The sequence below is a fragment of the Canibacter oris genome (assembly GCF_014197205.1).
Taxonomy (GTDB): Bacteria; Actinomycetota; Actinomycetes; order Actinomycetales; family Microbacteriaceae; genus Canibacter; species Canibacter oris.
In genome coordinates this window covers 110651-136064 of the sequence record NZ_JACIFD010000002.1, presented here as the reverse complement: position 1 = coordinate 136064, position 25414 = coordinate 110651, and the positions used below count along the sequence as shown (strand labels likewise).

Here is a 25414-nt window from a genome sequence, read left to right as displayed (position 1 = left end):
GAAATCTGGTGTCAAAATCCAACTACAATATTGCTTATGAGCAATCCAGTAGTACTTGGCACCCCTAAAACCGCAACCGCAACCAAGGCGTTGCTGCTCGGCTCCGGCGAGCTGGGCCGCGAGGTCGCAATCGCCCTGCAGCGTTTCGGCGTTGAAGTGCACGCCGCTGACAGCTACGAAGGCGCGCCAGCACACCACGTTGCGAGTTTTGCGCACGTTATCAACATGACTGACCCTGCGGCGGTCAGAGAGCTGGTAACCACGGTGCAGCCAGACTATGTGATTCCGGAAATTGAGGCGATAGCAACCGCTGAGCTGGAGCTACTTGAGGCTGAGGGTGTCGCAACCGTGATTCCGACCGCCCGGGCAACCCGGCTTACCATGAACCGCGAGGGCATCCGCACGCTCGCCGCGGAAGAGTTAGGGCTGCCAACCAGTGGCTACGCTTTTGCGGACACTTTCGCAGAGTTCAGTGAGGCTGCGGCGCGGATCGGCTTCCCGTGCGTTGTAAAACCGGTGATGAGCTCCAGCGGTAAAGGTCAAAGTGTGGTCAAGAACGCTGCCGAGTTGCAGCAGGCTTGGGACTACTCCCAGACCGGCGGGAGGGTGAAACAACAAAGGGTCATCATTGAAGAGTTTCTGCAGTTTGATTACGAAATCACCCTTTTAACGGTGCGCTCTAACAACAGTGAGGGTGAGACCGTGACCAGCTACTGCGCGCCAATCGGACACCGCCAGGCAGACGGCGATTACGTTGAATCCTGGCAGCCGATGCCAATGAGCGAGGTTGCGCTGCGCCGCGCTCAAGAGATTGCCCACGAAATCACTACCGCACTGGGCGGGCGGGGCCTGTTTGGGGTGGAGCTGTTTGTGCGGGGCGATACGGTTTACTTCTCTGAGGTCAGCCCGCGCCCGCATGACACCGGTATGGTAACAATGGCAACACAGCGTCTCAACGAGTTTGAGCTGCACGCCCGCGCTATTCTCGGGCTCCCGGTTGATTGCGAGCTCGCTTCCCCGGGTGCGTCAGCGGTAATCTACGGCATTGACGCTGCTGGGCCGGTATCCTTCACGGGGCTAGAGCAAGCCTTGGCACTGCCGCAGGTCGATGTGCGACTGTTCGGCAAACCCGTGAGCTACGCACGGCGCCGTCTCGGGGTGGCGATTGCGGCTGCCGCGGATGTGGATCAGGCTCGCGAGTTCGCGCAGCAGGCAGCCAAAGCAGTGCGGGTGGTTGATCCCACCGCGTAATCCCGTCGCGCCGAGCGGTTACCGGCACAGCTTTGCGGCACTCACCACCAGCTCTAGCGGCTAGCTGCTCAGTACCACACGGTTGAGCAGCTAGCCGCTCAGTTTTTAGTAGCTAGCAACCGCACGAACACGGTATCCGGCGTCCTCCAGCGCCGCGGTCACCTCTCGACCATGCTCCGCACCGCGGGTTTCAATGTGCAGCTCCAGCTCCACATCACTAATCGGTAAATCAGTGGCGTGGCGGGTGTGAATTACCTCCACCACGTTCGCGTTTGCGCCCGCCACAATCTCTGCGGTGCGCACCAACTGGCCGGGGCGATCCGGCAGCAGAATCCGCAGTTTCAGATAGCGGCTCGCCGCCGCCAAACCGTGGCCAATCACCCGTTGCAGCAGCAACGGATCGATGTTGCCGCCAGAGAGCACAGTTGCCACTGTCTGCCCTGTTGCAGATATCTTACCGCTCAACAGCGCAGCTACACCCGCCGCTCCGGCAGGCTCCACCAGCATCTTCGAGCGCTCCAGCATCAACACGATAGCGCGCGCAATGTCATCGTCGCTAACGGTGACAACCTCATCAACAAAGTCTTTAATTACTTCAAAATTTAAAGTTCCGGGCCTTGCCACCGCGATACCGTCAGCGATTGTGGGCTTGGTTTCGATGGTCACCGGATGTCCCGCTGCCAGTGATGGCGGCACCGCGGCAGCATTCTCCGCGTGCACCCCGATAACCCGTAGCTGGCGCCCGTTAGCCGCTGCCCACTGCTTCGCTGCCGCCGCAACCCCGCTAATCAAACCGCCGCCGCCGATGGGCGCCACCAGAGTGGTGATCTCCGGCGCGTCCTGCAGCATCTCCAGCGCAATAGTGCCCTGCCCCGCGATCACATCATCATCGTCAAAAGGCGGCACAAAATGCGCGCCCGTGTCAGCCGCAAAGGCTTTTGCCGCTGCCAGCGACTCTTCCACACTGACACCCACCAACTGCACATTCGCGCCGTAGTTGCGAGTCGCCTGCAGCTTCGGCAGGGCCACTCCCAACGGCATAAAAATCGTGGCTTTAATACCGAGCCGCTTCGCCGCATAAGCAACACCCTGCGCGTGATTACCCGCAGAAGCCGCAACCACGCCTTTACTGCGCTGCTGCTCGCTTAAACTGCAGATGTGATTATAGGCACCACGCAGCTTATATGACCCGGTGCGCTGCAGATTTTCACACTTCAAATACACCTGCTGCGCGTCGATGGTCTCCGCTAGAAAGTGCGATGTTACCAGCGGCGTGCGCTGCACCGCTGCACCCACAACCGCGAGCGTATCCTGAAACCGTTCAAGCGTCGGTGGCACATAGTTATCTGCTGCCATTATTCCCTCTCATTAAAGCTGTTGCACGCTGTGCCCGCATTCGCCGCAGCCGCTGTTTCGCTACTTCACGAGTCTTGCGTTGTCGATGATATTTCGGCAGTGGATCAGACATCCCGCGCCAGCGCCCCTCCACCAAAGAGTTCACTATCGCGTTTGCACTCGCCGCCAGCGGCACCGCAAACAAAGCGCCCGGGATGCCCGCGAGCAACGCTCCCGTCGAAACCGCCAAAACCACCCCGAGCGGATGCACCTGCACCGCGTTCCCCATCACCAGCGGCTGCAAAATGTGCCCCTCTATTTGGTTTACCAGCAGCACGATGCCGATCATAATCAGCGCCGCGGTTGGACCGTTATAAACCAGGGCGATCAGAGCCGCGATGGCGCCGGTAACAATCGCGCCCATGAAAGGGATGAAACTGCCGAGAAACACCATCACCCCGATAGGGATGACGAGGGGCAGACCGAGCGCCCACGCGCCCAGCGCGATGCCGACGGCGTCGACGAAGGCAACAAAAATTTGCACCCGCACGTATTGGCCGACAGAGATCCAGCCGGCGCGTGCCGCGGTGTCAACCGCGGCGTGGGCGCGAGCCGGTAAGAAACCCAGCACCCAGTACCAGATGCGTTTGCCGTCAAGCAGCAGGAAAATCAAAGAAAAAATTGTTAGCAGGGAACCTGCAAGGAAGCTCGCCGCACCGGAAGCCACGCCCAGAGCTCCGGTCCAGATACGGCCTTGGTTTTCTTCCACGGTTTTAAGCACCTGTGACATTGACAGATTCAGGTGTTTAATGTCGACGTTAAACGGGGCCCCAGCCAGCACGCGCAGCGCCTCATGGTAGAGGTGCTGAGTGCGGATCCACAGATCGTCAAAACCGCTAGAAAACTGTGTCACAATCAGCCACACGAGCACCCCAACACCCGCGAAAAACGCCAGCAGTGCGGCACCAACCGCAACTCCCCGCGGCATCCCGCTGTGTTGAAAACTCGCGACCAACGGCTGCAGCAGCGCCGCCAGCAAAATTGCGACCAGCAGCGGAATCACCAGCACCGAAACTCTGGAGATGAGCCAAATCAGAGCCGCAGCGGCAACCCCAATTACAATTAACCGCCACGACCATGCTGCTGCGATGCGCATGCCACGCGGCACCATCGGGTCTTGATTCTGATGTGAGCTCACAGTGCTATTCTACCGCTGTTACTTTGCGCCGCGGCATCGGACTGCGGTAGGGGTTTCGTGGCGCACACGAACTGCGGTAGGGGTTTGACCCACAGCAACAGCCAAGTCGAGTTTTTCGCCGCGTTATTAAGCTTTAGGAGCGGTTAAAGGCAATCTGCAGTGTGTGATCCGGCAAAATAGTGTAGTAGCCGTCACCGTAAACTTTAACCTCGCGCGAGCCCGGGTTACCGTCGGTGTACTTAAAATCAAAAATCGCACTGCCAGCTTGCCCCTGCCCGGAGTCGCCACCGCCGCCGAAAGTTGTGCGCTGAGTGTCAATCACCAACTCTGGGTAACTCTGCAGGGTCCATTTGCCGTCAGTGTAGGCAACGTATGTCCAGGCTTCAAAGGCGCAACCCTCAGGAACCGACAGCGGCTGCGCGATACAGGCGTCGATTTGGGCGTTTGCAAGGCGGTGGATCTCACCCTGCCCCGCTTCTGTCACAGCCACGGCAAACGGTTCACTGGCCGCAGCGTCAAGCACCATCCGGGCGCCGTCAAAACTGAAGCTCTGCTGCCCGCTCACGGTCACAAACTCGGTGCGCGCAAGTGGTTTGAAAGTGTAGTCACCGGGAGCCACCACAAAGCGCACTGTGGCTTCCTCGTTAATGTCGCTCGGCAAATTACCACTCGCAGCCAAGTCAATCTGTTGGCCATTCACCTCAAACAGCGAGGCACTCGCAGGCGCCACAAACTCAACCACGGGGTATTCAAAGCGCGGGATGATCCAGTTATCAAAAATTCCAGCTACCGGCTGCTTGTCACGCACCACCTCGTATTCTAGGGTTTTAGTCTGCCCCTGGTGTTGCACGGTCGCTGTCACCTTGGCGGTGTCACCGCTAATCGCTACGGCAGTGATTTGCGGATTTTGATAACGGTTCGGTGCAGCAGCCACAGTCGCATCACCAATAATGTTGCCCGCCGCCGTAGCAGTGTGCTGCGGTGCCAGCTCTAACGCCCGCTCCAGTTGCCCCGCGCTGAGGGCCTGCAGGTGCTGTTTCACCTGCGCTGCCGGAGTATAAACCTGGGTGCTTGCCCACAGGTAGGCGCCGCCCAGCAGCAACACCAGCACGGCCAGCCCGAGCAGCCCACGCAGCCAGCTTTCCTGCGGCTGCGGTGTGGTTACGGATGCGTCACTTGGTGCGGTCATAAAGGTCTCGTCTTTCAACTCTGGCTATCCCCCACATCATTTTAGGGGAAAACGCTAAACAACTCCTGGAATAATTTGTGACGATACACAGTTACACCCGACAGAGCAAAGGTTCCATCCTAAGGAGAAAATAATCATGGCAGAGTTTAAAGATTTTTTGCCAGCAACCGGTGAAATCACGATGTTCAGCACGGAATGGTGCGGCTACTGCAAGCGCCTGAAAATGATGTTGGCGAGCACCGACATCAAAATTAACGAGATCAACATCGAAACCACCCCCGGCACTGAAGAACTCGTTAAATCTGTTAACAACGGCAACGCGGTTGTGCCCACCGTGCTGTTCGCAGACGGCACCACCGCAACCAACCCGTCACTCGGCGTGGTAAAAGAGCGCGTCTAAATCTCTTCCAGCTGACACTGACGCTTTGCGATTTCGGCGCGCAGCACCTCGATGAGCACGGTCAGCTGCACTGGATCGGCATTTTCATCTTTCGCAGCAGCGCCATCAAGGGCTCGGGCGGCAAGCCCCGCTTTCGCGTCGATTAGTTCCGCGATGCGCTGATCCACCGTCTGCGCTGCGACGATGCGCCACGCGGTAACCGGTTCTTCCTGACCGATTCGGTGCACCCGATCAATCGCCTGGGTCTGCTCCGCGTCTGTCCAGCTCAGCTCCGCCAGCACCACGTTCGACGCTGCCTGCAAGTTCACACCCACACCTGCTGCAGTCAAAGAACACACAATCACCTGGGTTTCAGGGTCATTTTGGAACAGGTCAATCTGTTGCTGGCGTTCCGCAGCTGACTGATTACCGCGAATCGTGGCAACCCCAAGGCCACGACTTTCAAACTCTGCGACCGCGCGATCCATCACCTCAATATGTTTAGCGAAGAACACCACTTTGCCAACTGAACGTGCCAACTGCGCCGCGTAATCAACCGCAAGCTCGGTTTTCGCGAGACCAATCTGCCGCACCATAGCAAACACGTTCATGCCCCCGCTGTCAGCGTCAAGCTCCAGCTCTTGCAGAGCAACTGTACGCAGCAACTGCTCCTCACTGAGTTTCTCACCCAGCTTGCCAGTGCGCAACTGCAGGTAACGGTTGTAGAGTTTGTCTGCCAACTGTTTTTCTGCGGCGTGGATCCCTGGAGCTCGATTTTCATCTAGCTCGACCGGTATGTCAATCACACTCTTTGCCGGGAGATCTTTGGCAACGTCAATTTTGCGGCGTCGCACAATACCCAAGTCGACAACTGCCTGCCGCGCCGCCGGGTAGAATGCGCCGTCAGCGGGAGTGTAACCATTGCGTTCAAGCTGCTGTAACAGCTCAGCTCCCGGCTTGTCAGCATCGATCCAACCCAAAAATCGCCAAATCGCTCGGAAATCATCGATGTCGTTAATCAACGGGGTGCCTGTCAAAGCAATCAAAAGCGCTTGCCCAGCGCCTGCCTGCTGCCGCACTTGCTCTGCCAGAGCAAGCACGTTGCGACTGCGCTGTGAAGTGACATTTTTAATCATGTGAGCTTCGTCAACGACCATACCTTTAAAGCCGAAGCTGCTCAGCCACCCCAGATGCCGATCGAGAATATCGTAGTTGATAACGAAAATATCAGCAAACACGTCTATGTCTGCACCGTCACCAGTGATTACCGTGACGCGCCGCTGCGGTGTCCATTTTTTTGCCTCGCGCGCCCAGTTCATTTTCACCACGTTTGGTGCCACAACCAGCAACGGATAGGTACCCGCAACAGAGGCTGCAAGCAACGATTGCGCGGTTTTCCCGAGCCCCGGCTCATCTGCGAGCAGGAAGCTGCGGTGGCCGGCAGCAACCGCCGCCAAGAACTGTGCCTGGTGCGCCATTAGCTCAGTTCCTGCCGGCGCAATACGGTCACGTGTTGGAGCGGCCGGCAGCGCCATTGTGGCCGCGGTTGCGCCTCCCATCTCAAAAGATTTCAGCAGCGGTGAAATCAGCTCCCAGTTTGCCAAACGCACCACCGGAACGCTGCGCTCTGCAACCGGAAATACCGGCGCCAAGAACGGATTGGTTCGCAGCCTGGTCTGAAGCCCCTGCGGTGTCACCTGCTTTTCGGCTGCCGCTGCGTCGTGCTGCGCAATCGCGACTCCGGCAACGCCAGCCACTCCAGCGGGCAGTACCGGCACCGTGTCTTCGTCAACAGCGATCCCGCCTTGCTCCTGCATCTTCCGCTTCAACGTCAGTGTCGCCTCGGTAATTGGAGCTTCCGGCTCCAGCAGCGGAATCAAACTCGTGTCGTTTGCTGCAGCCTTAGCCAAAATAGCGGCGATGCCATCAAGCCGCTTCAAGGTCTCAGCTTTTTCCGCCTCCGGCACATCGGTGGCGGTTTTAATCCGGGTACGTTCTTCGCGCATCAGCAAAGCCACAACGTGAAAACGGGTGCGGTTTGCTGCGGTTGCTTTGCCGCGCTGCGCCGAGGCTTCTACTTCGCGCACCGCTAAAGCTAGCTGCGGAATAATGCCTTCGTTCTGCAGATAACGTTTGCGCCGGCCTTTAGTGCTCTGCTTTCGCGCACCACCGGTTTTATCGCGCTCTGTTGTTGCTACCAACAATTCTCCTGAGTATCATTTTTCTCGCTGTTTCGCGAGAGATAAGCTACAGCTCGGACAGGCGTCGCAGATGACGCAGTCGCACAAGCCTTTATCGCAATAATAGCAGTTTCCGCTCAGAAAAAACTGCGACGGACCGCTGCCCGCAAAATCTACATGGAGCTATCTAAAAGCGGACCCACCAATGCAGCCGTTTGTTGCACGTCGGCACGCATTTGATCAATTAGCGGTGCTAGTCCGGCATAAGCCGTCATGCCCCGCAGCCGATAGATGAAATCGACCGTAATTTGCTCCCCGTAAATATCACCCTCGAAATCTAGCAGGTGAACCTCAATCTGGCTCGGGGCATCAGGGGTGAATGTCGGGTTGCCCCCAACTGACACCGCCGCCGCGTAGCTTTTGCCGCGCACCCGCGCCACACATGCGTAAACACCATCTGCTGGCCCAAAACCCTCATAGTGCGGCGCTAGGTTGGCAGTGCGGAACCCTAAGTCCCTGCCCCGTGCCGCGCCGTGCACAACCAGGCCGCGCACCCGCTGCGGCCGGCTGAGCAGTCTGGCCGCGAGCTGCACGTCTCCTACGTCGAGGCTGTCGCGAACCCGGGTAGCGCTGATCCGCTCCCCGGCTTCCATGACGTCAGACACCACAATCACTTCGATGCCGTGCTGCTGCCCGAGTTGCTGTAGCTCCGCAGTGTCTCCGGCACCGCGAGCACCAAAGCGGAAGTCCCGCCCGACTAGCACCACTTTCGCGCGCATCGCTTGCACCAGCACCTGCTCCACAAACTCGGCAGGGCTGAGCGCAGCGAGCTCGCGGGTGAAATCAACCATCAAAACCGCAGACACGCCAGCTTCTGCAAGCAGCTCTAAGCGCTGCTCTGAGCTGGCAACTGCGCGCGGACATTTTTCCGGCTGCAGCAGCGCCAAGGGATTTTCGGTGAAGGTAAAAACACACGGCTCCAACTGCCGCGCAGCACTCAGCTGCTGCAGCTGAGCCAAAATCGCCTGGTGGCCGCGGTGCACACCGTCAAATTTGCCAATAGCAACCGCGGTGTCCTGCGCAAAAGCGTTCTGCGGCAATGCGGCAAAGCTGCGGAAACTACGCACCTGCCACCTCCGGACGCTGTTTGCCGCGCAGCCAGAGCATCCCTAAAAGCGGCAGAACCAGTGGGATAAACAAATACCCCGCACCAAAATACGACCACACTGATGGGTGCGCAAACAGCTGCGGTTGCAGCACACTGAGCGTGCCCACAACCAATACCCCGGTGAACTCAAACAGCAGGGTGACCCAGGCGATGCGGTGCCACAGCAAACCCTTGCGTGCCAGCGCCACAGTCGCCAAAATGTAAACAACAGCCGCCAAAACCGAGAGTGAGTAAGCCAGCGGCGCCTCGTCAAACTTCCGCACCACTTGATAGACTGAACGCCCGGTAGCGGCAAGCGCCAAAATAATATAGGTTGCCACCAAAATCCGGCCGAGGCCCTGCTTGCGCTTGTTCACGGTTGTTTCAGTTTTGCGACTCACTTGCCCTAGTTTACTCCTGATTTATCCCCGGCACTACCACAGCCCCCAAATCACCATCATGCGGTACTCCATCACGATTAGGGAGAAAGCCACCAGCGCCAATATTAGGTGGGCCCACGAGCTACGGTCTATCAAAGCCCAAACTCCGGCACCGATTGGCAACGCCACCGCAACCAGCAGGTACATCCAGAACTCCAGCAGGTCACCACTTGCGGGGTTTCCGACAGCCGGCGCCACCAGCGCCACCACCACCTGCGCGAGCAGGCCCACGGTAACCAGCAGCGTCAAGCCCATCGTTAAATCATTCGGCTGCCGTCGCAGCGCTGCCGCTCCCAAACACGCAAACAGCAGGAGCGCTGCGGCGCCCATCTGCGCAATCGTAAACCATTCAACCATGTGTTTCTGCCTCCGCTTACTTTTCTGCACGTCTTGCAGCGCCACTTGCCCCTGGCAGCACCTACCGCAAGCTCACACCCACAGCCGCACCGCCGCTATCTGCCCTGCGGAAACCCTGTCACAACCCGCAGCTTACCCTGACGCGCCTGCACCAGCGCCAGCAGCCTGCCAGCAGTGTTAAGAGCTGCCAGCAGCGCGGTATCCGGCACCTCACACAGCGGCTGTTTTCCGTGCCCCAGCGCTACCGCGGTGTTTTCATCAACAACCACCGCACCGTGCACCGCAGTCGCCGCCGCCGCAGCGCTCACCAGCGGCAGCTTCGCAGCTGCCTCCTGATTCCCGTTTTTCACCTCGGTCGCGACACTGTCAAGTTCGGCGAGGCTAATCCCCGCGACTACCGCAAATGGCCCAACCGCGGTGCGACGCAGCGCGGTTAAATGTCCAAACACGCCAAGATCTGCACCCAAATCACGTGCCAAAGCCCGCACATATGTGCCGCTAGAAACCGCAACTTCACAGTCAAAATCAACAGCCGGACCCGCTGCAGTCTCGGCATCGCGCACATTAGAAACCACAAATTTCGAGATCTCCACAGTGCGCGCCCGCAGCTGCACCTCTACTCCCTCACGCACCAAATCATAGGCGCGTTTTCCATCAACCTTAAGCGCGCTGACAGCCGTAGGAACCTGTGAAATAGTGCCGGTGAGCCGCGCTGCTGCGGCAATTATTTGCTGTGGATCAGCGCTCACTTGCGCCAGCTCTGACGGCTGCGCGAGCCGCAGAATCTCACCCTCCGCGTCATCGCTAACAGTCTGCTGCCCCAGCCGCACAGTTGCAGTGTAAACCTTGTCAAGCCCCACCAGGTGCGTCAAGAGTCGCGTTGCAGGCCCTACCCCGAGGGTTAGAAGTCCGGTTGCCAGCGGGTCAAGTGTGCCCGCATGGCCGACTTTTTTAGTGCCGCAGGCACGGCGGGTGCGCGCGACCACGTCATGGCTAGTCCAACCGGACGCTTTATCGACCAGCAGCACGCACCCCGCGGCAACATGCTCTGCGACAGTTAATCCTGCGCTCTGCTGCTGCACCAGCGCTGTGTTTTGCGGATTTGCTGCCAGCAGCCCGAGTGGGAGTTTCGTGTTATGCACTAAAAACCTCTCGCAGTCTCGCTCGCCGCTACGCTGCACCAGCGTTATCTGCCGTTTCGGCTTCGTCTGCCGTATTACGGGCAGTGTCATCGTGATACGGGTCAGCGTCACCGGCGTAGCTAGCATTTGCGGCGAGCTTGCGCACTTCAGCGTCTCGCTGCTTCGCAACCGCCAACAAATCAGTCAGATGCGCCGCTGTCTCCGGCAGCTGGTCGGGAATAAACTCAAGCGTTGGCGTCAGCCTCGTGCCAAGGTTTTTTGCCACCTCGCTACGCAGCATTCCGGTCGCTTTCTGCAGCGCAATCTGACTGTCCGCGCGCTCTTTATCGGTGCCGTAAACAGTGTAAAAAATACTTGCCTGCTGCAAATCACCGGTGACACGCACCTCAGTAATGGTAACGAATCCCAGGCGTGGATCACGCAGTCCTTTTTCGAGGCGCTGCGCGATAATCTGGTGAATCCGATCTGCTACTTTCCCTACCCGTGGATTTGTCATGCTTGTAATTTTACCGCAGCGCTCTGGATGCTCGCTGACGATTGCGCGGCTGGAACTGCCTGTGCACGTCAGTATGTAAATCCCGAGTAGCAGGGCCTAGCAAAAGCGCACAGCATAAACCTTAGCAAACTGTAATCATGGCAAATGCAAGCAGTAGCAAACACAAACCTCCGAGCACGCAAAAAGATGGGCTGCTGATCCAGCAAACCCATCTTCTGCTTTTAGGAGCGGCTAAACACCGTGCTGACACTTAGACGCGTGGTTTTTCCACCATCTCCGTAGTTTCAATCTCGTCGCCGACGCGAATGTCGTTGTACTTGCCAAGGCCGATACCGCACTCGAAATCGGTCTTAACCTCGGTGACATCGTCTTTAAAGCGCCGCAGTGATTCAATTGCGAGCCCGTCGGCGATAACCACTCCCTCACGAATAACGCGTGCTTTAGCGTTGCGGGTGATGGTGCCGCTGCGCACGATAACACCTGCGATGTTGCCGAACTTGGAAGACCTGAATACCTCGCGAATCTCGGCAACGCCGGACTGCACTTCTTCGTATTCTGGCTTCAAGAGGCCCTTGAGTGAGTTCTCGATGTCGTCGATTGCGTTGTAAATCACGTTGTAGAAACGGATATCCACGCCCTCGCGCTGCGCTAGCTCGCGTGCCTTCACATCTGGACGCACATTGAAGCCGACGATAATCGCGTTATCGATTGTCGCAAGATCAACATCGCTGGAGGTAATTGCACCAACACCGCGGTGCAAAATTCGCAGCTGTACGGTTTCATCAACCTCAATCTTCATAAGCGACTCTTCAAGCGCTTCCACAGCACCGGAGACGTCACCCTTGATAATCAAGTTCAGCGCCTCAACCTTGCCCTCTTCAAGCGCCTTAGTGAAGTCTTCCAGACTCATCCGCTTGCGGGCCTTAGCCAGCTGAGCATTACGCTCCGCAGCTTCACGTTTCTCAGCAATCTGGCGGGCGGTGCGCTCCTCATCGGTAACGATGAAGCTATCACCCGCACGTGGCACGGTGCTGAGGCCCTGCACCGCAACCGGACGAGATGGCCCGGCCTCTTTGACCCGGTTACCGTTCTCGTCGAGCATGGCTCGCACACGACCGTGCGCAGTGCCGGCAACAATTGAATCACCAACGCGCAATGTGCCAGACTGAATCAGCACAGTTGCAACTGAACCGCGACCCTTGTCAAGGTGCGCCTCAATCGCGACTCCACGCGCATCTTTGTTTGGATTCGCGCGCAAATCAAGCTCCGCGTCAGCGGTCAGCAGCACCGCGTCGAGCAGCTCTGTGATGCCCTGGTTTTGTTTCGCGGAAACATCAACGAACATCACTTCGCCGCCGTACTCTTCCGCAACCAGACCAAACTCAGTGAGCTGGGCACGCACTTTCTGCGGGTTCGCTTCGGGCTTATCAACCTTGTTAACAGCCACCACAATCGGCACCTCAGCAGCCTTCGCGTGGTTTAAAGCCTCCACAGTCTGCGGCATAATGCCGTCATCAGCGGCAACCACCAGAATCGCGATATCAGTTACCCGCGCACCACGGGCACGCATCGCGGTAAACGCCTCGTGACCCGGGGTGTCGATGAAGGTAATCTTACGTTCCTGACCCTCATGCTCGGTGGTTACCTGGTAAGCACCAATGTGCTGGGTAATGCCGCCGGCTTCACCCTGCACCACATTTGCATTGCGGATCGCGTCAAGTAGGCGGGTCTTACCGTGGTCAACGTGACCCATCACGGTTACAACCGGCGGGCGAGGCTCTAGATTTGCTTCATCTTCCAGCTCTTCACTCTCAAGATCAATATCGAAGCCCTCCAGAATCTCACGGTCCTCATCCTCAGGCGAAACGATTTGCACCTTGTATCCGAGCTCTTCACCGAGGATTTCGAAGGTTGCCTCGTCGAGTGACTCAGTCGCGGTTGCCATTTCACCGAGGTGGAACAGCACCGTAACCAGGTTTGATGCACTGGTGTCAATCTTCTCCGCAAAGTCTGCCAGAGAAGCACCACGGCGCAGGCGGATCGGGGTTGAACCGTCACCGCGTGGCACAGTTACGCCGCCAATTACCGGCGCCTCCCGCATCTCAAACTCTTGCCGCTTTGCCCGCTTTGACTTGCGTGCTTTGCTCTTGGAGCCGCCGCGACCGAATGCGCCCGCAGTACCAGCGCCACGACCGGCACGGCCACGACCGGCAAAACCGCCGCCACCACCGGGACGACCTGGTGCGCTACCGCCACCAGCACCGCCGCCTGGTCGCGCAAAACCTCCCGAACGGCCAGCACCGCCGCCACCGGGACGACCAGCTCCAGTACCTGTTCCAGCACCTGGACGGCCCGGACGCGGAGCACCGGGCTTTGGAATGTTGCCCGGAGATGGACGCTTGCCCATCCCTTGTGAAGGTGCAAACGGGTTATTACCCGGCCGTGGTGGTCGCGGGATAGCCATGCCCTGCGAACTGGTGAATGGGTTGTTACCCGGACGTGCGGTTTTCGGCGCAGCCGCAGCTGGCTTCGGCGCAGCCGGCTTCGGCCCTGGCTTAGCAGCCGCACTCTTGGCTGGGCTCTTCGGAGCTGCAGCGCTCTTAGCCGCTGGTTTCGCAGCCGCTTCCTGCGGTGCGCTAGCGGCCTGTGCCGAGCTGTTCGCGGCAGCAGCAGCCTTTTTCGGGCCTGGCTTCGGACCGGTTTTAGCTGCCGGCTTTGCCGCTGTCTTAGTTGCAGCAGCCTTGCTTTCAGCCTTTGGCTTCGCTTCAGGCTTTGGCTTTGCTGCGGCCTTCGCGGCTGGTTTAGCAGCCGACTTCTCGGCAGCCGCAGCAGCTCCAGCAGGTGCCTTTGCCGCAAACTCTTCTTTCAACCGTTTTGCCACAATTGGCACAACTGTTGAGCTGGAGGATTTAACGAATTCCCCCATCTCTTGCAATTTTGCAAGCACTTCCTTGCTCTCAATACCGAGCTCAGAAGCAATCTCATGTACACGTGGGTTTGCCACTTTTCTCCTGTCTGGGTTCGCGCCGCAGACAGGGCGAGAACCTTTTTACTGTTTAACGGAACTCATCGTGAACCGTTCATTACAGATCCATGATCATTTCAACCTATTCTCTAAGTGGGTGGTGTCTACCGCAGTAGTTACCCGCAGTGCGCGCGTAAACGCTTTACGCTGCACTGCTTGACTCACGCAATCAGCACGGTCATGCACGTGACATCCCCGCCCGGAGGCTCCCCCACGGACATCAATAATCAACGCAGACCCGCTAACAACCACACGCATGAGAGCAGAGCGTTTGTCTTTCTGCCGACACCCCACGCATGTGCGAATCGAATCCATCTTATCAGCCTCACCTGACATCGCGCGCGAAACCGCGCGGCGAACTGCGATGCTCCGCCAGCTTTTTAGGCAGCACCGCGACAACAGTTATTAATTTTCTTCCATCACTGAATCTGGCTGAATATCGATTTTTGCGCCCGTGAGCTTTGCCGCCAGCCGCGCGTTCTGCCCCTCTTTACCAATTGCCAGCGAGAGCTGGAAATCTGGCACCAGGGCTCGCACTTGTTTTTCCGCTGCGTTCAGGGTGAAAACATCGGAAACCTTCGCCGGAGACAGGGCGTTAGCAACGAACTTTGGCAGATCCGCAGAATAGTCAATAAGGTCAATCTTTTCTTCACCGAGCTGGCTCATCACAGCGCGCACTCGACGCCCCATCTCACCAATGCAGGTGCCTTTAGCGTTAACACCCTCTTTGATGGCTCGCACGGCAACCTTCGAGCGGTGGCCTGCCTCACGCGCCACCGCAACAATTTCTACGGTACCGTCTACCAGTTCCGGAACTTCCAGTTCAAACAGTTTCTGCACCAGTTTCGGGTGGGTGCGGCTAACAACTACCTGTGGTCCCTTAGCGCCTTTAGTGACACTGGTCACATAAACACGCATCCGGGTGCCGTGCTTATATTCTTCTCCCGGAACCTGCTCCTCTGGTGGCAGAATAGCTTCGACGTCGCCAAGGTCGATGTGCACCATGCGCGGGTTTGGCCCCTGCTGCACAACACCAGAAACTAGCGAGCCTTCTTTGCCTCTAAAAGAGCCCAGCAGTGCGTCGTTTGACAAGTCGCTCAACCGCTGCACAATCACCTGTTTCGCGGCGTAAGCCGCAATCCGCCCGAATTCTTCAAGCTCAATTGTTGCCTCGCCGATAACATTGCCGTCTTCGTCAAGCTCCGCGGTGTACAGATTAATTTGCCCGGTTTTACGATCAAGCTCAGTGCGCACCTCGCCTGGCTTCGGCACAGCCAAGCCCTGATTTGCAAGGTGCTTCAGATACGCGGAGCTAATGGCCTGTTCAATAATTTCAGCTAGTTCCGCGAATGGAATTTCTTTTTCACGTTCGATGTATCGCAGTTCGCTTAAATCAATGCGCATTATTTCCTCCGTATTCAACTGTGACTGACCGCAGCTTAGCGTCAGCGGTAAACACTCATTCTATCTCACAAATTGGATTTTGCACACCACCGCTGTGGCTGCGGCAGCTCTTCTTACTGCGGAGCCGGCGACCCACGCACCGAATCTTGCGGCTGCACCTGACTTGCGGCGAGTGCCCCCGCGATTGCCCGCAAACTCTGCGATTCAGGGTTGAAGTATCCTACCTCCCCTGCCGCGGTGGCATATAGCGAGTGTGTGCCAACTCGTTGCCCCGCAGCGGTGGCGTGGTTTGCTGGTAGCACGGTGACTTGCTCAAGGTCGCGCGGATCCACCCTGTGTTCTCCGTAAGCTATTCCCACGGGCGCGATTAAATCGCTGTGCTGGCTGAGGTCACGCAGCAGGTGCTGTTTTTGGTATGTTGTTGGATCACCCCAGCTGGCGATTTCCGGTGCCGCGGTGATGGCAAAGATTTTCTCTGCCCGCAGCTCTTGCCTGGTGGTGCCGTCACGCAGGCCAGCTGATCCCACCGCAATAAAATTATGCACAGGCTGATCTATGCCCTTGAGCGCTTCTGCTGCGGTGGTGGTGCCGTAGGAGTGACCGATAATGCTGAGCTTTGCAGCTGGATACTGCTGTTGCAGTGCGGCGATATCGCCACGCAGTTGCACGCCGCCGGCCACCGCTTTATGTCGCAGGGGTTCTTCGAGCAGTTCCGGCGAGTCGTACCCCTGCCACACGATAACCGCGGTTTTTACACGGTGTGTTTGCAGTTGTGAGCGCAGTGCCTGAGCCGCAGCCAGGGTGTTGCCGATACCGCCAACGTTAGATCCCATACCGGGCACCAGCACAATGAGCTGCTGCGCTGTGTGCGGGTCTCCCACCAGCACCTGCGCTGTGCTCTGGTGCTGCTGTTTGCCGTAACTGATGAGCTGCGCTTCGGGGTTTTGTCGCAGCGCTGTTTGCAGGGTTTTGGCTTCACTGTGCAGTCGGGCTGCTGCTGCGGGTGGTAATCCCATAGCCCGTGCCGCTGTCTGCGGATCTTTCAGGGTTTGCTGCAGTGCTAGGTGCGCGGCTTCTTGTTTTAACGTGGTTGGCACTCGGCTGCCAGCCGCCAGAGACCATTTGTTGCGGGAGATAAACATACGCTGCTGGCGCTGGCTTAGCGCGGCATATACTGCTAGCAAAGCTACGGGGTCAAGATCGCCTGCGGCGAGTCGTTTTTCTGCCGCAAGCAGCGGGTTTTTGTGGTTGATGGCGGTGATGCGGAGATTATCTGGGGTGGCCGCGGCGCTAACTTCGCGGGGCTGTGGTGGCAGTTGCACCGCGGTGAGGCTTGCGTGAAAGTTTGTGAGTTCTGTGGTGATTTGCTGTTGTAGCGCGGCCAGCTGTGTGGTGTGCGTGGCGTGCTGCGCTGCGAGGTAGTTGTGATGGCGGCTTGCCGGCTCCCACAGTGTTTGTAAATCATAATTGGTTTGTGGATCAGCCAGGCAAGTGTATGCCGTGCTGCTACTGGCAACAGCCTGCAAAGGATTAGACGGTATCGCAAAACCGTATGCTGCGGCGTGCGCGTTTAGAGCGGCATGGCTTTGCCCGAGTTCGAGCTGCAGTCTTGCTATTTCCGCGCGCAGCAGCTGCTGCTGTTGGAGGTGCTTTGTGAGCGTCTGCTGTAGGTGGTTAAAGCTATTGTTTGCGAGTCTCACTGCTTGTTCGAGGTCACCGAGCACGGCCACAATTTCTCTCCTAAAGAATTCGGTTAGCTGCTGGTAGGCTTTGCTGTTTTGGCGGCTGAGATGCAGGCTAATGGTGGTGCATTCGCTGTGACTGTGGCGTAGGTTGTTGCTGAGGGCGGTAAGGCTCAGCGTTTGTTCTGCCACTAGGTGCTGCAGGGCTTCAAGTTGGTGCTCGGTGTATGTCATTTGTCGATCCTGGTGAGCGCGGCGTAAGTTTGAGCACTGCAGCTGGCGACTGAGCTGATGCTGTGTCTGAGTGCTTGTAACAAGAGTTGCAGTTCGTATTCGAACTGGGTTGCTGCAGGCAGCGGCACGGTGGTGGCAAATTCAAGCTGTGGTTTGTGCAGCAGTTCGTTGATCTGGGCGGCGCTGTGGGTAATTGCGATGTTGCTGTCGCTAGATAGTTCTAACATGCTGCTTCCTCTGAGCTGGCGAAATCTACCAATTGGCAGTTATCTTGTTGCACCAGGTATCCCTGTAATGGGCTAAGTTTGGCAAAGCGGTCTAGGTGCGGCAGCAGCACAGCGGGCGGCTGTTCGCTGTCATCTAAGCCGCAGCACAGCACAGTGTCTGCGGCGGCGTAAAGCTGGCGCTGCTGCCACGTTGCAGGGGTTTTACGCACCGCACCGATCAGAATTAAAGGGGCTGTCTCTGGTAGCGCGGCTGCCGCGGTGTGCAGTTGTAACAGTTCTGCTATTGTCGGTTCCGCAAGCTGGGTGAGATCAGTAATCAGCAGCGCATGGCTACGGTTTCCGTTGTAAACAGCGCTGAGTGCTGCACTGATGTTCGGTTGCTGCGGCGCTGCTGCCGGGCAAGCTGGCAGTTGCCGCAGTTCGGTGTCTGCGAGCGCCGCCACAGTTTTTGCCATAATCTGTGTGAGTGCTTGCACAGTTTTACAACTGAGAATCACTAGGCCCTGTTGCGGCACTTGAATTGCGCTTCCGGTAACCGCATCTACTGCCCAGGAGGCAGCGCTGGGGCGGCGCTGGGGCTCCGCTATCTTGTGCAGCAGCTGCCGCATGTGTGGCGCAACTGTGGCGAATTGCAGCAGTTCTTTATGAGTCGCGTGAAGGGCTCTGCCGGTAATCTGCAGCTGCGGTTCAAGTATTTCTTGCAGCGCGTACGGAAGTTGTGCGCTGGCATTAGCACTGATGCTATCGCAGTACCAGGTGTGTTGTACTTCCTGCTGTAGTTCCGGGGGTATTAATCGCTGCTGCTGCGCTGTAATTATAGTGCGGGCTTGCGGCTGCATCATGATTTCCCGCAGTGCCTGCATGATTTTCGTGTCGCCGCGGCTAATCGCGGTATACACCGGTGTGGCTTCGTCCAGCACCAGCAGCACTTTGCCGCCTTCCCGCAACGCGTCTTTAGCCTGTGTCAGCGTTTGCAACACTCTGAAGCGGTCGTTTGTTTGTGTCGCGCTGAGGTATATCGTGTGCCTTGCAGTGCGGCTCATGGCCATGGTGCGGGCTATGGTGTTTTCTGGTGCCGCAGTGTGCGTGCAGCTGTGCCAGCTGTGCGCGATTGCCGCGATTGCTGAGGTTTTGCCGCTGCCAGCGCCGCCGAGCAGCAGGGTGACGCGCGCCAGGTCGGTTCCGGTGAGCTGCCGCTGGCGATATGTTTCGAGGTGCTCTGCCCGCGCAAATTCGCAGGCTTTAAGCGTTAGTTTGCGCGGTAATTCCGGTACCCACAGGGCGCTGTGGGCTGCTGCAGCAGGGCTTTCGGAGCACGCTGCTGCAGCGTTTTTTAGCACCGTGGTGAGCTTTGCGGCGATAGTAGCAGGCTGCGTGTTTGCGGCGTCGTTGGCCGCTAACTTTGCGGGTGGTTGCGCGGCGGCGGCGAGGCTGTCGGGGAAAATCAAACGGATTGCCGCCCTGTCTGGCACAGCAACATTAACCGGCTGCACCGTTGCTTGGCGGAGCCCTGTGGCGCCGCGCACGTAACATCTGCCTTTATCGGTTTTAGCGATTTCAGCTGCGCTGGCGCTGCCAATAATATCTTGGCTTTCCACCGCGGTTGTGACCCGCAGCGCAATTCGGGTTTCAATGTTTGCCCTGATTTTATCGCTGATGGCGCCTGCCGGCCGTTGGGTTGAGAGAACCAAGTGAATACCGAGGGCACGGCCGCGCTGTGCGAAATCGACAACTGCTTGCTCGGCGCCGGGGTGTTCCAACAGCAAAGCCGCGAACTCATCAATTACAACCAACAGTTTGGGCATTACGCGCTGTGGCTGATTTCTGTTATTAAATTCCGAAATGTTTGCACATCCGGCGCTGCGCAACCGTTCTTCACGCGCCTGCATTTCTAACCGCAATAGTGTGAAGAGCCGTTTCACTCCGGCTGCTGCCAGGTCGGTAACCGTTGCTTCCACGTGTGGCAGCGCGGCGATTTGCCCGAACGAGGTGCCGCCTTTATAGTCGACAAGCACCATTCGCAGTAGTTCCGGCGGGCTTTGGCACGCGAGGCTCAGCAACAGGTTTTGCAACAGCTCTGATTTTCCCGAGCCCGTAGTGCCGCCGAGCAGAAAGTGCGGGCCGTCATCGTCAAGGTCAAGACAAAAGTCGGCACTGAGCTGCGCGATGTAACGACTGTTCTGCCAGTTGCGGATCACTGCAGCGACATTCGGCAGATCGTGAAATCCTTGCAGTTGCAACCATTGTGGTGCAGCAGCGGCAACCAGCATGCGCTGAGGTCTGAGCGGCGCCAGGGTGGCACAGAATTCGCGAAATTCCTGGTGGGGCAGCTGGAGTAACCCCGCAGCAGCAACCCACTCGGGTGCTGCAGCGACACCGTTTCGTATTTGCACAAACACTAAACGCACCTCCTCCGCGCGGTTTTCCAGATTGTTTTTGGGGTGTGGATCAGTCCTGCCAAGTGTTAACTGTCCGAGCTGTGAATGCTCCGTGCTTGTGCCCATCTCTAACAGCACCTCCAGCTGTACGCTGAGCCGTGGCGCGGCTTGCGACTGGAGCTCGGTGTATGCCGACACTAAACTCAAACTCTCCAAGAGCTGCACCGGCAGGTGCTCGGCTGTGTACCGTAGTTGCAACTCTTCCGGACAGTAGCGGTACAGTAGCTGCGCCAGCAGTGCATGACACGCGGCTAAGAGTTGCTCCGGGGAGTCACTGTAAATAACCGTGTTGCGCAGCGGTAACACTCCGTTTGCAGTCGCAAACAGGCAAGCTTCGGTGTCTGCGACTGCCGGAGGTGTCAGCATCTGCTGCCAGGCGCCACGCAAGAGCAGCTCTCGTTGTGCGCTGCTGGTGCTGAAAGAGGCTGCTGCCCCGGGCGCGAACAGTGAGCGCAGCGGCAATGGCATCACGGCGATGCTCTGAGTCAGCTCTCGCAGCCGTGCTAAGTGCTGTTGCTGCACGGTTCCCAAAAGTGCTTGCTGCCACTGTGTGCGAGCCCGATGCTGGGTTTGCTGCCGTCGCTGGTGGCGCCCGTCGAGTTTTCCCGCGACTAACAGCGCCGGCGTTAAAACCCCGAACAGCAGCACCAGGGGGTTCTGCAGCACGAGAAACACTATAACCGCTATTAGCAGCGGCGCCACCGCACCATACAGCGGAAACCCGCCGTGCAATCCCGCCGCCGCACCTGCTAATGAACTTTCAGTAGGCTGCTGCTCTCCGGTGTCGCCCAGCTGCTTGGCGCCGTGGCGCAGCAGAGTCGCAACCGTGAGTTTTGGTGCTGCCCCGGTGTTTAAAAGTGCCGCAGCCCCGCTGGGACCAGCAGCACCCGAAAGCTGATTGTCACGCCCCGGGTGTACAATCACGAACGCCACCTCAGTCTGCCCAGTAAACGCAGCAGCTCTAGGCTGCACCACGCCCCAAGAGCCCTGCTTCACAGCCGCTGGCTGCAGCCCGGCGGCAAAGCGGCCCCGTGCCGCGCCTTTTAGCCGCGGCCTCACCCGCACCTCACAGCCATGCAACAGCCCGGTCTCACGCAACAACTGCTGCGGATCCATAACCCGCCACTGTTGCCCGCCGTGATTGCGCGCCAGCACATCGTACTCGCTGTGATCCACATCCCCTCCGTCCGCTTGCTGCGCCGAGGTGACCGTCACCGATAACAACCCGTACAGCAGCTGCTGCACGGTCACAGTCGGGTCGAACTCGGCACGGCACACGCGCTCCGTGGCGCCGTCCCGAAGTCGCAAGATTAAATAGTCGCTACCCGATACGCGCCGCAATTTGGGAGTCCGTTTCCTGCAGCACCTGCGCGGTTTGCCTCAGGAACAGCTCGATCTCGCTCAGCTGTTCAATCATTCCCGTGGCATGCTGGGTGTATTGCTGATACGAAGCAGCAAATTTTTGTGATGCCAGTTCAGTCACGAAGCCGCTTGCAACCAGTTGCTGCATCTGCTGTTCCAGCAGTCGTAAACGCGACACCATGTCTTCACGCCCCTGGGCTATCTGCCCGGCGGCAGCTTCCAGCTCACCGTAGCTCACTCTGATGTTCATTTCGGTGCTCCTTAATTTGCGGTGCTAGTTGATTTTTGATGTTAATTTAGCCGCGTATCCGGCAACACTATTCGGGAGTTTTACTGCTTCAGATACGCGATAAAAAAATCTTATTTTCAGCCACAACCGCTGTTCAGCCGGTTCGCAAAATCTGTGGAAAACCCTAAAAGAGCGACACCAGGGAAAACAAAACGGCGCCAGGTAAACAAGGAGACACCAGGAAAACAAAAGTGGCGCCGGGAAAACCGACGCCACTTCATACACTCAGCTTAACTAGCTAGCTTTTGCTGCAAAATTGCTGTTGCCTCAGAGATTTGGAGCTTTTCTTTGGTGCCCGCAGCACGATCCCACAGCTCGGCCACACCGGCTGCCGCATCGCGTCCCACGACCAGCACATAAGGCATGCCCAGCAGCTCCGCATCGCCGAACTTAACTCCCGGAGACAGCTTCGGCCGGTCATCGTAAAGCACCTCCACCCCGGCATCGCTGAGCTCCGCACCGAGTTTAGCTGCAAGCTCGAAAGCCAGCTCATCTTTTCCGGTGGCCACCAAATGCACGTGATAAGGCGCGATGTTAAGCGGCCACACCAGCCCCTTATCATCAGCGTTCAGCTCTGCAAGCGCAGCCAAAATCCGGGTCACACCGATGCCGTATGAGCCCATGGTGACAGTCTGCAGCTTGCCGCTTTCGTCAAGCACTTTCAGCCCGAGCGCCTCGGCGTACTTCTGCCCCAGCTGGAAAACATGACCAATTTCCATGCCGCGAGCGGTCTCAATCGGACCTGATCCGTCAGGTGCTGGATCCCCGTCACGCACCTCAGCCACATCGATTACGCCGTGCGCTTCGAAGTCACGCCCGTACACCAGATTCTGCACGTGTTTATCGGCGGTGTTCGCACCCGCGACCCACACTGTTCCGGTGACGATGCGCGGATCCACCAAGAAACGCACCTCGCTGCTGCCGCCAACACCGAGCACTCGCGCGGTGCCGTCGCCGGCTCCAATAAACCCTGGCACCAACTCCGGATGCGCTTTGAAATCAGCGACGGTTGCGGGTTCTACCTCACAGTTTGGGAAAGCAACCTCAAGGCGTTTATCATCAATCTGCCGGTCCCCCGGGATTGCGATGACCACAAGCTCACGCTCACCGGCCGGGTTAGTAACCGCAAGCACCACGTGTTTTAGGGTGTCCTGCGCTGCCCAGGCGCGCCCTGCCGGGTGCTCGCCGCTAGCATTAAGAGTGTCCACAACCGCGGCGATGGTTTGCGCGCCAGGGGTGTCAAACACACTCGCAGCCGGCACCTCGCTGTAGTCCTGAGGCTCCGGCGCGGTGGTGACGTACGCCTCCACGTTAGCCGCATATCCTGCGGCGGATCGCACAAACGTGTCCTCACCGATAGCAATCGGCAGCAAAAACTCCTCGCTCTTAGAGCCACCCATAGCGCCGGCGTCAGCGGCAACAATCACGTATTCCATGCCCAGTCGGCTGAAAATACGCTCGTATGCGTCACGCTGCTGCTGGTAACTTGCGGCGAGCTGATCCGCCCCCAAACCAAAGGAGTATGCGTCCTTCATGGTGAATTCGCGACCGCGCAGCAGCCCCGCACGAGGGCGCGCCTCATCGCGGTATTTGTTTTGAATTTGGTAGATGCTCAGCGGCAACTCTTTGTAGCTGGTGACGATGTCTTTAACCAACAGAGTGAAGGCTTCCTCGTGAGTTGGCGCCAGCAGATAGTCAGCCTCGTGGCGGTCTTGCAGCCTAAAGAGCGCATCGCCGTACTCTTCCCAGCGACCGGTCTTCTCATAAGGCTCCCGCGGCAGCAGCGCCGGGAAATGCACCTCAAAGGCTCCCGCTGCGGCCATTTCCTCACGGATAATCTGCTCGATTTTAGACTTGACGCGCAGCCCCAGTGGCAACCAAGCGAAAACACCCGGAGCCTGACGGCGAATATAGCCTGCGCGCAGCAGCAGTTTGTGGCTGGCTACCTCAGCCTCGGCCGGATCTTCACGCAGGGTCTTGAAAAAGTAATTACTCAGTCTCTCTAGCACGCTTACTATCGTACCGCGTGAAGCGCCGTTACGCGGCGCGCAGCTCCGTCAACCTGCGTGGCTTAAGGTGTGTCTGCTTCCTCTTCCAAGCCGAGAATCCAGCGCAGCGGAATTGCTAAATCAACCCGCACCCCGCACGGCTCGTTAGCGGACCACTTAATGGTGCCGCCGAGCTCCCCCTCGATGAGGGTGCGGATAATCTGAGTGCCAAGCCCCCCGCCTGGCTGCCCCGCAACCAGGCCCACGCCGTCATCACTGACGGTAATCAGCATGTCACTCTCGGTGCGCTCCACGGCGATAGTGACCTGGCCTTCGCGATCCGCCAAACCATGCTCAACAGCGTTAGTTACGATCTCGGTTAAGGCCAGCGCCAAAGGTGTTGCGAATTCTGACGGCAGCTGCCCGAAAGCACCGATTTTGCGCATCGAAACCACGGTGTTGTTGGTGCTTGCAACCTCTGCAGCGAGCCCCAAAACCCGGTCGAAAACCTCGTCGAACTTCACGATCTGATCGACCCCGGTTGCCAGCGCATCGTGCACCACGGCGATTGATGCGACTCGGCGCATCGCCTGTCCAAGCACCTGCTTCGCTTCGTCGCTCTCAGCGCGGCGCGCCTGCACCCGCAGCAGCGAAGCAACCGTCTGCAGGTTGTTTTTCACGCGGTGGTGAATTTCCCGAATCGTGGCGTTTTTGGTGATCAGCTCCTGCGCCTGCTGCTTAATATCGGTGATATCGCGTGTCAGCACGATACCTCCGACGCGCTCACCGTCACGATACACCGGAATCGACCTTGCGGTAATCGTGAAACCCTTGGCTTCAATGTCGGTGCGGGCAGCTATTTTACCCCCGGCGATAAGCGGCAGGGACTCGTTGGTGTCGTACACGCCGGCGGTTAGCGCCGCCACAATCTCCGGCAGTTTCTCGTCTTCAATCTCGTCGCGATAGCCCAGTCGCGCAAAACTGGTGAGGGTGTTGGGGCTCGCGAAGCTAACCGTGCCGTCAATATCTAACCGCATCAGACCGTCACCCGCCCGCGGTGCACCCCGCTGCCGTCCCCGCTGGGTGCCAGCTGGTGGGAAATAGCCGGTTTTAATCATCCGCATAATATCCAGCGCGCAGGCCCGATATGCCGCACCCATGCGGCTCTCACTCTTGCCTGCAGTGGTTGGGGTGTGCAGTGTGACCACCGCGAACGGCCCATGCGGCTGCCCTTTATCGGCGGCACGCATACTCACCGGCCACGCCTGCATTTGCATCGGCGCCTCTTCATACCAGGTAATACTGCTCGCTTTCACCGAGCGATTTTCAACCATCGCGGTTTGCACGGTGGCACGCCAGTCGTCCCGCAAGAAATCACCAATGATATCGCGGTGGAATGTGGTCAGCTGCCCGGTCGGGCGGCTGTGCGCGACTGCCAAGAACTCGCCATCACTGGTGGGCACCCACAGCACGGCGTCCGACAGCGCCAGGTCAGCAATTAGAGACCAGTCGGTCGCGAGCAGCTCTAACCAGTCAATTTCAGCAGCTGTCAGTTCAGTGTATTTAGTCGCAATTCGTCGCAAAGTAGACACACTCTGATTAAACCACGAACCAGCCCAAAAAAGTTAAAGGCACAAACACCAGAGGTAAT

The 25414-nt window shown here is 58.1% G+C and carries 20 protein-coding genes; 2 read left to right on the top strand and 18 right to left on the bottom strand.

Annotation, left to right across the window (positions count from 1 at the left end):
- The first annotated feature begins 36 nt into the window (after positions 1 to 36).
- Positions 37 to 1251, top strand: a complete 1215-nt coding sequence (gene purT / locus F5897_RS01435) for a formate-dependent phosphoribosylglycinamide formyltransferase (RefSeq protein WP_183304220.1) — start codon at positions 37 to 39, stop codon at positions 1249 to 1251.
- A gap of 105 nt (positions 1252 to 1356) precedes the next feature.
- Here the strand turns inward: purT and ilvA are convergent, their stop codons facing one another.
- The 3 genes from ilvA to F5897_RS01420 all read right to left on the bottom strand — a co-directional run bounded on the left by ilvA (position 1357) and on the right by F5897_RS01420 (position 4973).
- Entirely contained in the window at positions 1357 to 2607 is a 1251-nt protein-coding gene (gene ilvA / locus F5897_RS01430) for a threonine ammonia-lyase (RefSeq protein ID WP_124824282.1), read from the bottom strand.
- Positions 2594 to 3784 (bottom strand): AI-2E family transporter, encoded by a 1191-nt coding sequence (locus F5897_RS01425; RefSeq protein WP_233574316.1) that lies wholly within the window; start codon positions 3782 to 3784, stop codon positions 2594 to 2596. Before F5897_RS01425 ends, ilvA begins: the two co-directional genes overlap by 14 nt.
- Positions 3785 to 3917: 133 nt before the next feature.
- A complete protein-coding gene (locus F5897_RS01420) occupies positions 3918 to 4973 on the bottom strand; it encodes a hypothetical protein (protein WP_124824283.1) in 1056 nt (351 codons plus the stop codon).
- Between the two features lie 136 nt (positions 4974 to 5109).
- On the opposite strand from F5897_RS01420, the gene F5897_RS01415 reads away from it, so the two are divergent.
- Positions 5110 to 5373, top strand: coding sequence for a glutaredoxin domain-containing protein (locus F5897_RS01415; RefSeq protein ID WP_183304219.1), 264 nt, complete (start codon positions 5110 to 5112; stop codon positions 5371 to 5373).
- Here F5897_RS01415 and F5897_RS01410 read toward each other — a convergent pair.
- The 15 genes from F5897_RS01410 to F5897_RS01340 form a co-directional block, all read right to left on the bottom strand.
- Positions 5370 to 7553, bottom strand: a complete 2184-nt coding sequence (locus F5897_RS01410; RefSeq protein WP_124824285.1) for a DEAD/DEAH box helicase — start codon at positions 7551 to 7553, stop codon at positions 5370 to 5372. The two genes, F5897_RS01415 and F5897_RS01410, sit on opposite strands and share 4 nt — an antisense overlap.
- Positions 7554 to 7705: 152 nt before the next feature.
- Positions 7706 to 8659 carry a bifunctional riboflavin kinase/FAD synthetase gene (locus F5897_RS01405; RefSeq protein ID WP_233574317.1) on the bottom strand — a complete coding sequence of 318 codons (954 nt, stop codon included), beginning with the start codon at positions 8657 to 8659 and terminating at the stop codon, positions 7706 to 7708.
- On the bottom strand, positions 8652 to 9080 hold the full coding sequence (locus F5897_RS01400) for a hypothetical protein (RefSeq protein WP_124824286.1): 429 nt from the start codon (positions 9078 to 9080) through the stop codon (positions 8652 to 8654). The genes F5897_RS01405 and F5897_RS01400 overlap by 8 nt, the downstream gene beginning before the upstream one ends.
- 33 nt (positions 9081 to 9113) lie before the next feature.
- Complete coding sequence (locus tag F5897_RS01395; RefSeq protein ID WP_183304218.1) at positions 9114 to 9476, bottom strand: hypothetical protein; 363 nt, start codon at positions 9474 to 9476, stop codon at positions 9114 to 9116.
- A gap of 95 nt (positions 9477 to 9571) precedes the next feature.
- Entirely contained in the window at positions 9572 to 10618 is a 1047-nt protein-coding gene (truB, locus tag F5897_RS01390) for a tRNA pseudouridine(55) synthase TruB (protein WP_343048726.1), read from the bottom strand.
- A 28-nt stretch (positions 10619 to 10646) separates the two neighbouring features.
- On the bottom strand, positions 10647 to 11114 hold the full coding sequence (gene rbfA, locus F5897_RS01385; RefSeq protein ID WP_124824289.1) for a 30S ribosome-binding factor RbfA: 468 nt from the start codon (positions 11112 to 11114) through the stop codon (positions 10647 to 10649).
- 250 nt (positions 11115 to 11364) lie between these two features.
- On the bottom strand, positions 11365 to 14118 hold the full coding sequence (infB, locus tag F5897_RS01380; protein WP_183304217.1) for a translation initiation factor IF-2: 2754 nt from the start codon (positions 14116 to 14118) through the stop codon (positions 11365 to 11367).
- Between the two features lie 93 nt (positions 14119 to 14211).
- Positions 14212 to 14454: a YlxR family protein gene (locus F5897_RS07990; RefSeq protein ID WP_199729997.1), complete on the bottom strand. Its 243-nt coding sequence runs from the start codon at positions 14452 to 14454 to the stop codon at positions 14212 to 14214.
- 90 nt (positions 14455 to 14544) lie between these two features.
- Complete coding sequence (nusA, locus tag F5897_RS01370) at positions 14545 to 15543, bottom strand: transcription termination factor NusA (RefSeq protein ID WP_183304216.1); 999 nt, start codon at positions 15541 to 15543, stop codon at positions 14545 to 14547.
- 113 nt (positions 15544 to 15656) lie between these two features.
- Complete coding sequence (locus F5897_RS01365; protein WP_183304215.1) at positions 15657 to 17459, bottom strand: alpha/beta hydrolase; 1803 nt, start codon at positions 17457 to 17459, stop codon at positions 15657 to 15659.
- A complete protein-coding gene (locus F5897_RS01360; RefSeq protein WP_124824294.1) occupies positions 17456 to 17686 on the bottom strand; it encodes a hypothetical protein in 231 nt (76 codons plus the stop codon). The genes F5897_RS01365 and F5897_RS01360 overlap by 4 nt, the downstream gene beginning before the upstream one ends.
- The gene (locus F5897_RS01355) at positions 17680 to 21432 is read right to left on the bottom strand and encodes an FtsK/SpoIIIE domain-containing protein (protein WP_183304214.1); all 3753 of its coding nucleotides are present in this window, start codon (positions 21430 to 21432) and stop codon (positions 17680 to 17682) included. Before F5897_RS01355 ends, F5897_RS01360 begins: the two co-directional genes overlap by 7 nt.
- A gap of 13 nt (positions 21433 to 21445) precedes the next feature.
- The gene (locus tag F5897_RS01350) at positions 21446 to 21736 is read right to left on the bottom strand and encodes a WXG100 family type VII secretion target (protein WP_124824296.1); all 291 of its coding nucleotides are present in this window, start codon (positions 21734 to 21736) and stop codon (positions 21446 to 21448) included.
- 269 nt (positions 21737 to 22005) lie between these two features.
- Positions 22006 to 23784 carry a proline--tRNA ligase gene (locus F5897_RS01345; protein ID WP_183304213.1) on the bottom strand — a complete coding sequence of 593 codons (1779 nt, stop codon included), beginning with the start codon at positions 23782 to 23784 and terminating at the stop codon, positions 22006 to 22008.
- A gap of 62 nt (positions 23785 to 23846) precedes the next feature.
- Positions 23847 to 25355 (bottom strand): histidine kinase N-terminal domain-containing protein, encoded by a 1509-nt coding sequence (locus F5897_RS01340; protein WP_183304212.1) that lies wholly within the window; start codon positions 25353 to 25355, stop codon positions 23847 to 23849.
- Positions 25356 to 25414: the final 59 nt, after the last annotated feature.

What these genes read in the sequence shown, in the direction of transcription:
- F5897_RS01415 (WP_183304219.1), top strand. Translation starts at nt 5,110, where the DNA reads ATGGCAGAGTTTAAAGATTTTTTGCCAGCAACCGGTGAAATCACGATG.
- F5897_RS07990 (WP_199729997.1), bottom strand. Translation starts at nt 14,454, where the DNA reads ATGGATTCGATTCGCACATGCGTGGGGTGTCGGCAGAAAGACAAACGC.
- F5897_RS01350 (WP_124824296.1), bottom strand. Translation starts at nt 21,736, where the DNA reads ATGAACATCAGAGTGAGCTACGGTGAGCTGGAAGCTGCCGCCGGGCAG.
- ilvA (WP_124824282.1), bottom strand. Translation starts at nt 2,607, where the DNA reads ATGGCAGCAGATAACTATGTGCCACCGACGCTTGAACGGTTTCAGGAT.
- F5897_RS01395 (WP_183304218.1), bottom strand. Translation starts at nt 9,476, where the DNA reads ATGGTTGAATGGTTTACGATTGCGCAGATGGGCGCCGCAGCGCTCCTG.
- nusA (WP_183304216.1), bottom strand. Translation starts at nt 15,543, where the DNA reads ATGCGCATTGATTTAAGCGAACTGCGATACATCGAACGTGAAAAAGAA.
- F5897_RS01420 (WP_124824283.1), bottom strand. Translation starts at nt 4,973, where the DNA reads ATGACCGCACCAAGTGACGCATCCGTAACCACACCGCAGCCGCAGGAA.
- rbfA (WP_124824289.1), bottom strand. Translation starts at nt 11,114, where the DNA reads ATGACAAATCCACGGGTAGGGAAAGTAGCAGATCGGATTCACCAGATT.
- F5897_RS01365 (WP_183304215.1), bottom strand. Translation starts at nt 17,459, where the DNA reads ATGACATACACCGAGCACCAACTTGAAGCCCTGCAGCACCTAGTGGCA.
- F5897_RS01360 (WP_124824294.1), bottom strand. Translation starts at nt 17,686, where the DNA reads ATGTTAGAACTATCTAGCGACAGCAACATCGCAATTACCCACAGCGCC.
- purT (WP_183304220.1), top strand. Translation starts at nt 37, where the DNA reads ATGAGCAATCCAGTAGTACTTGGCACCCCTAAAACCGCAACCGCAACC.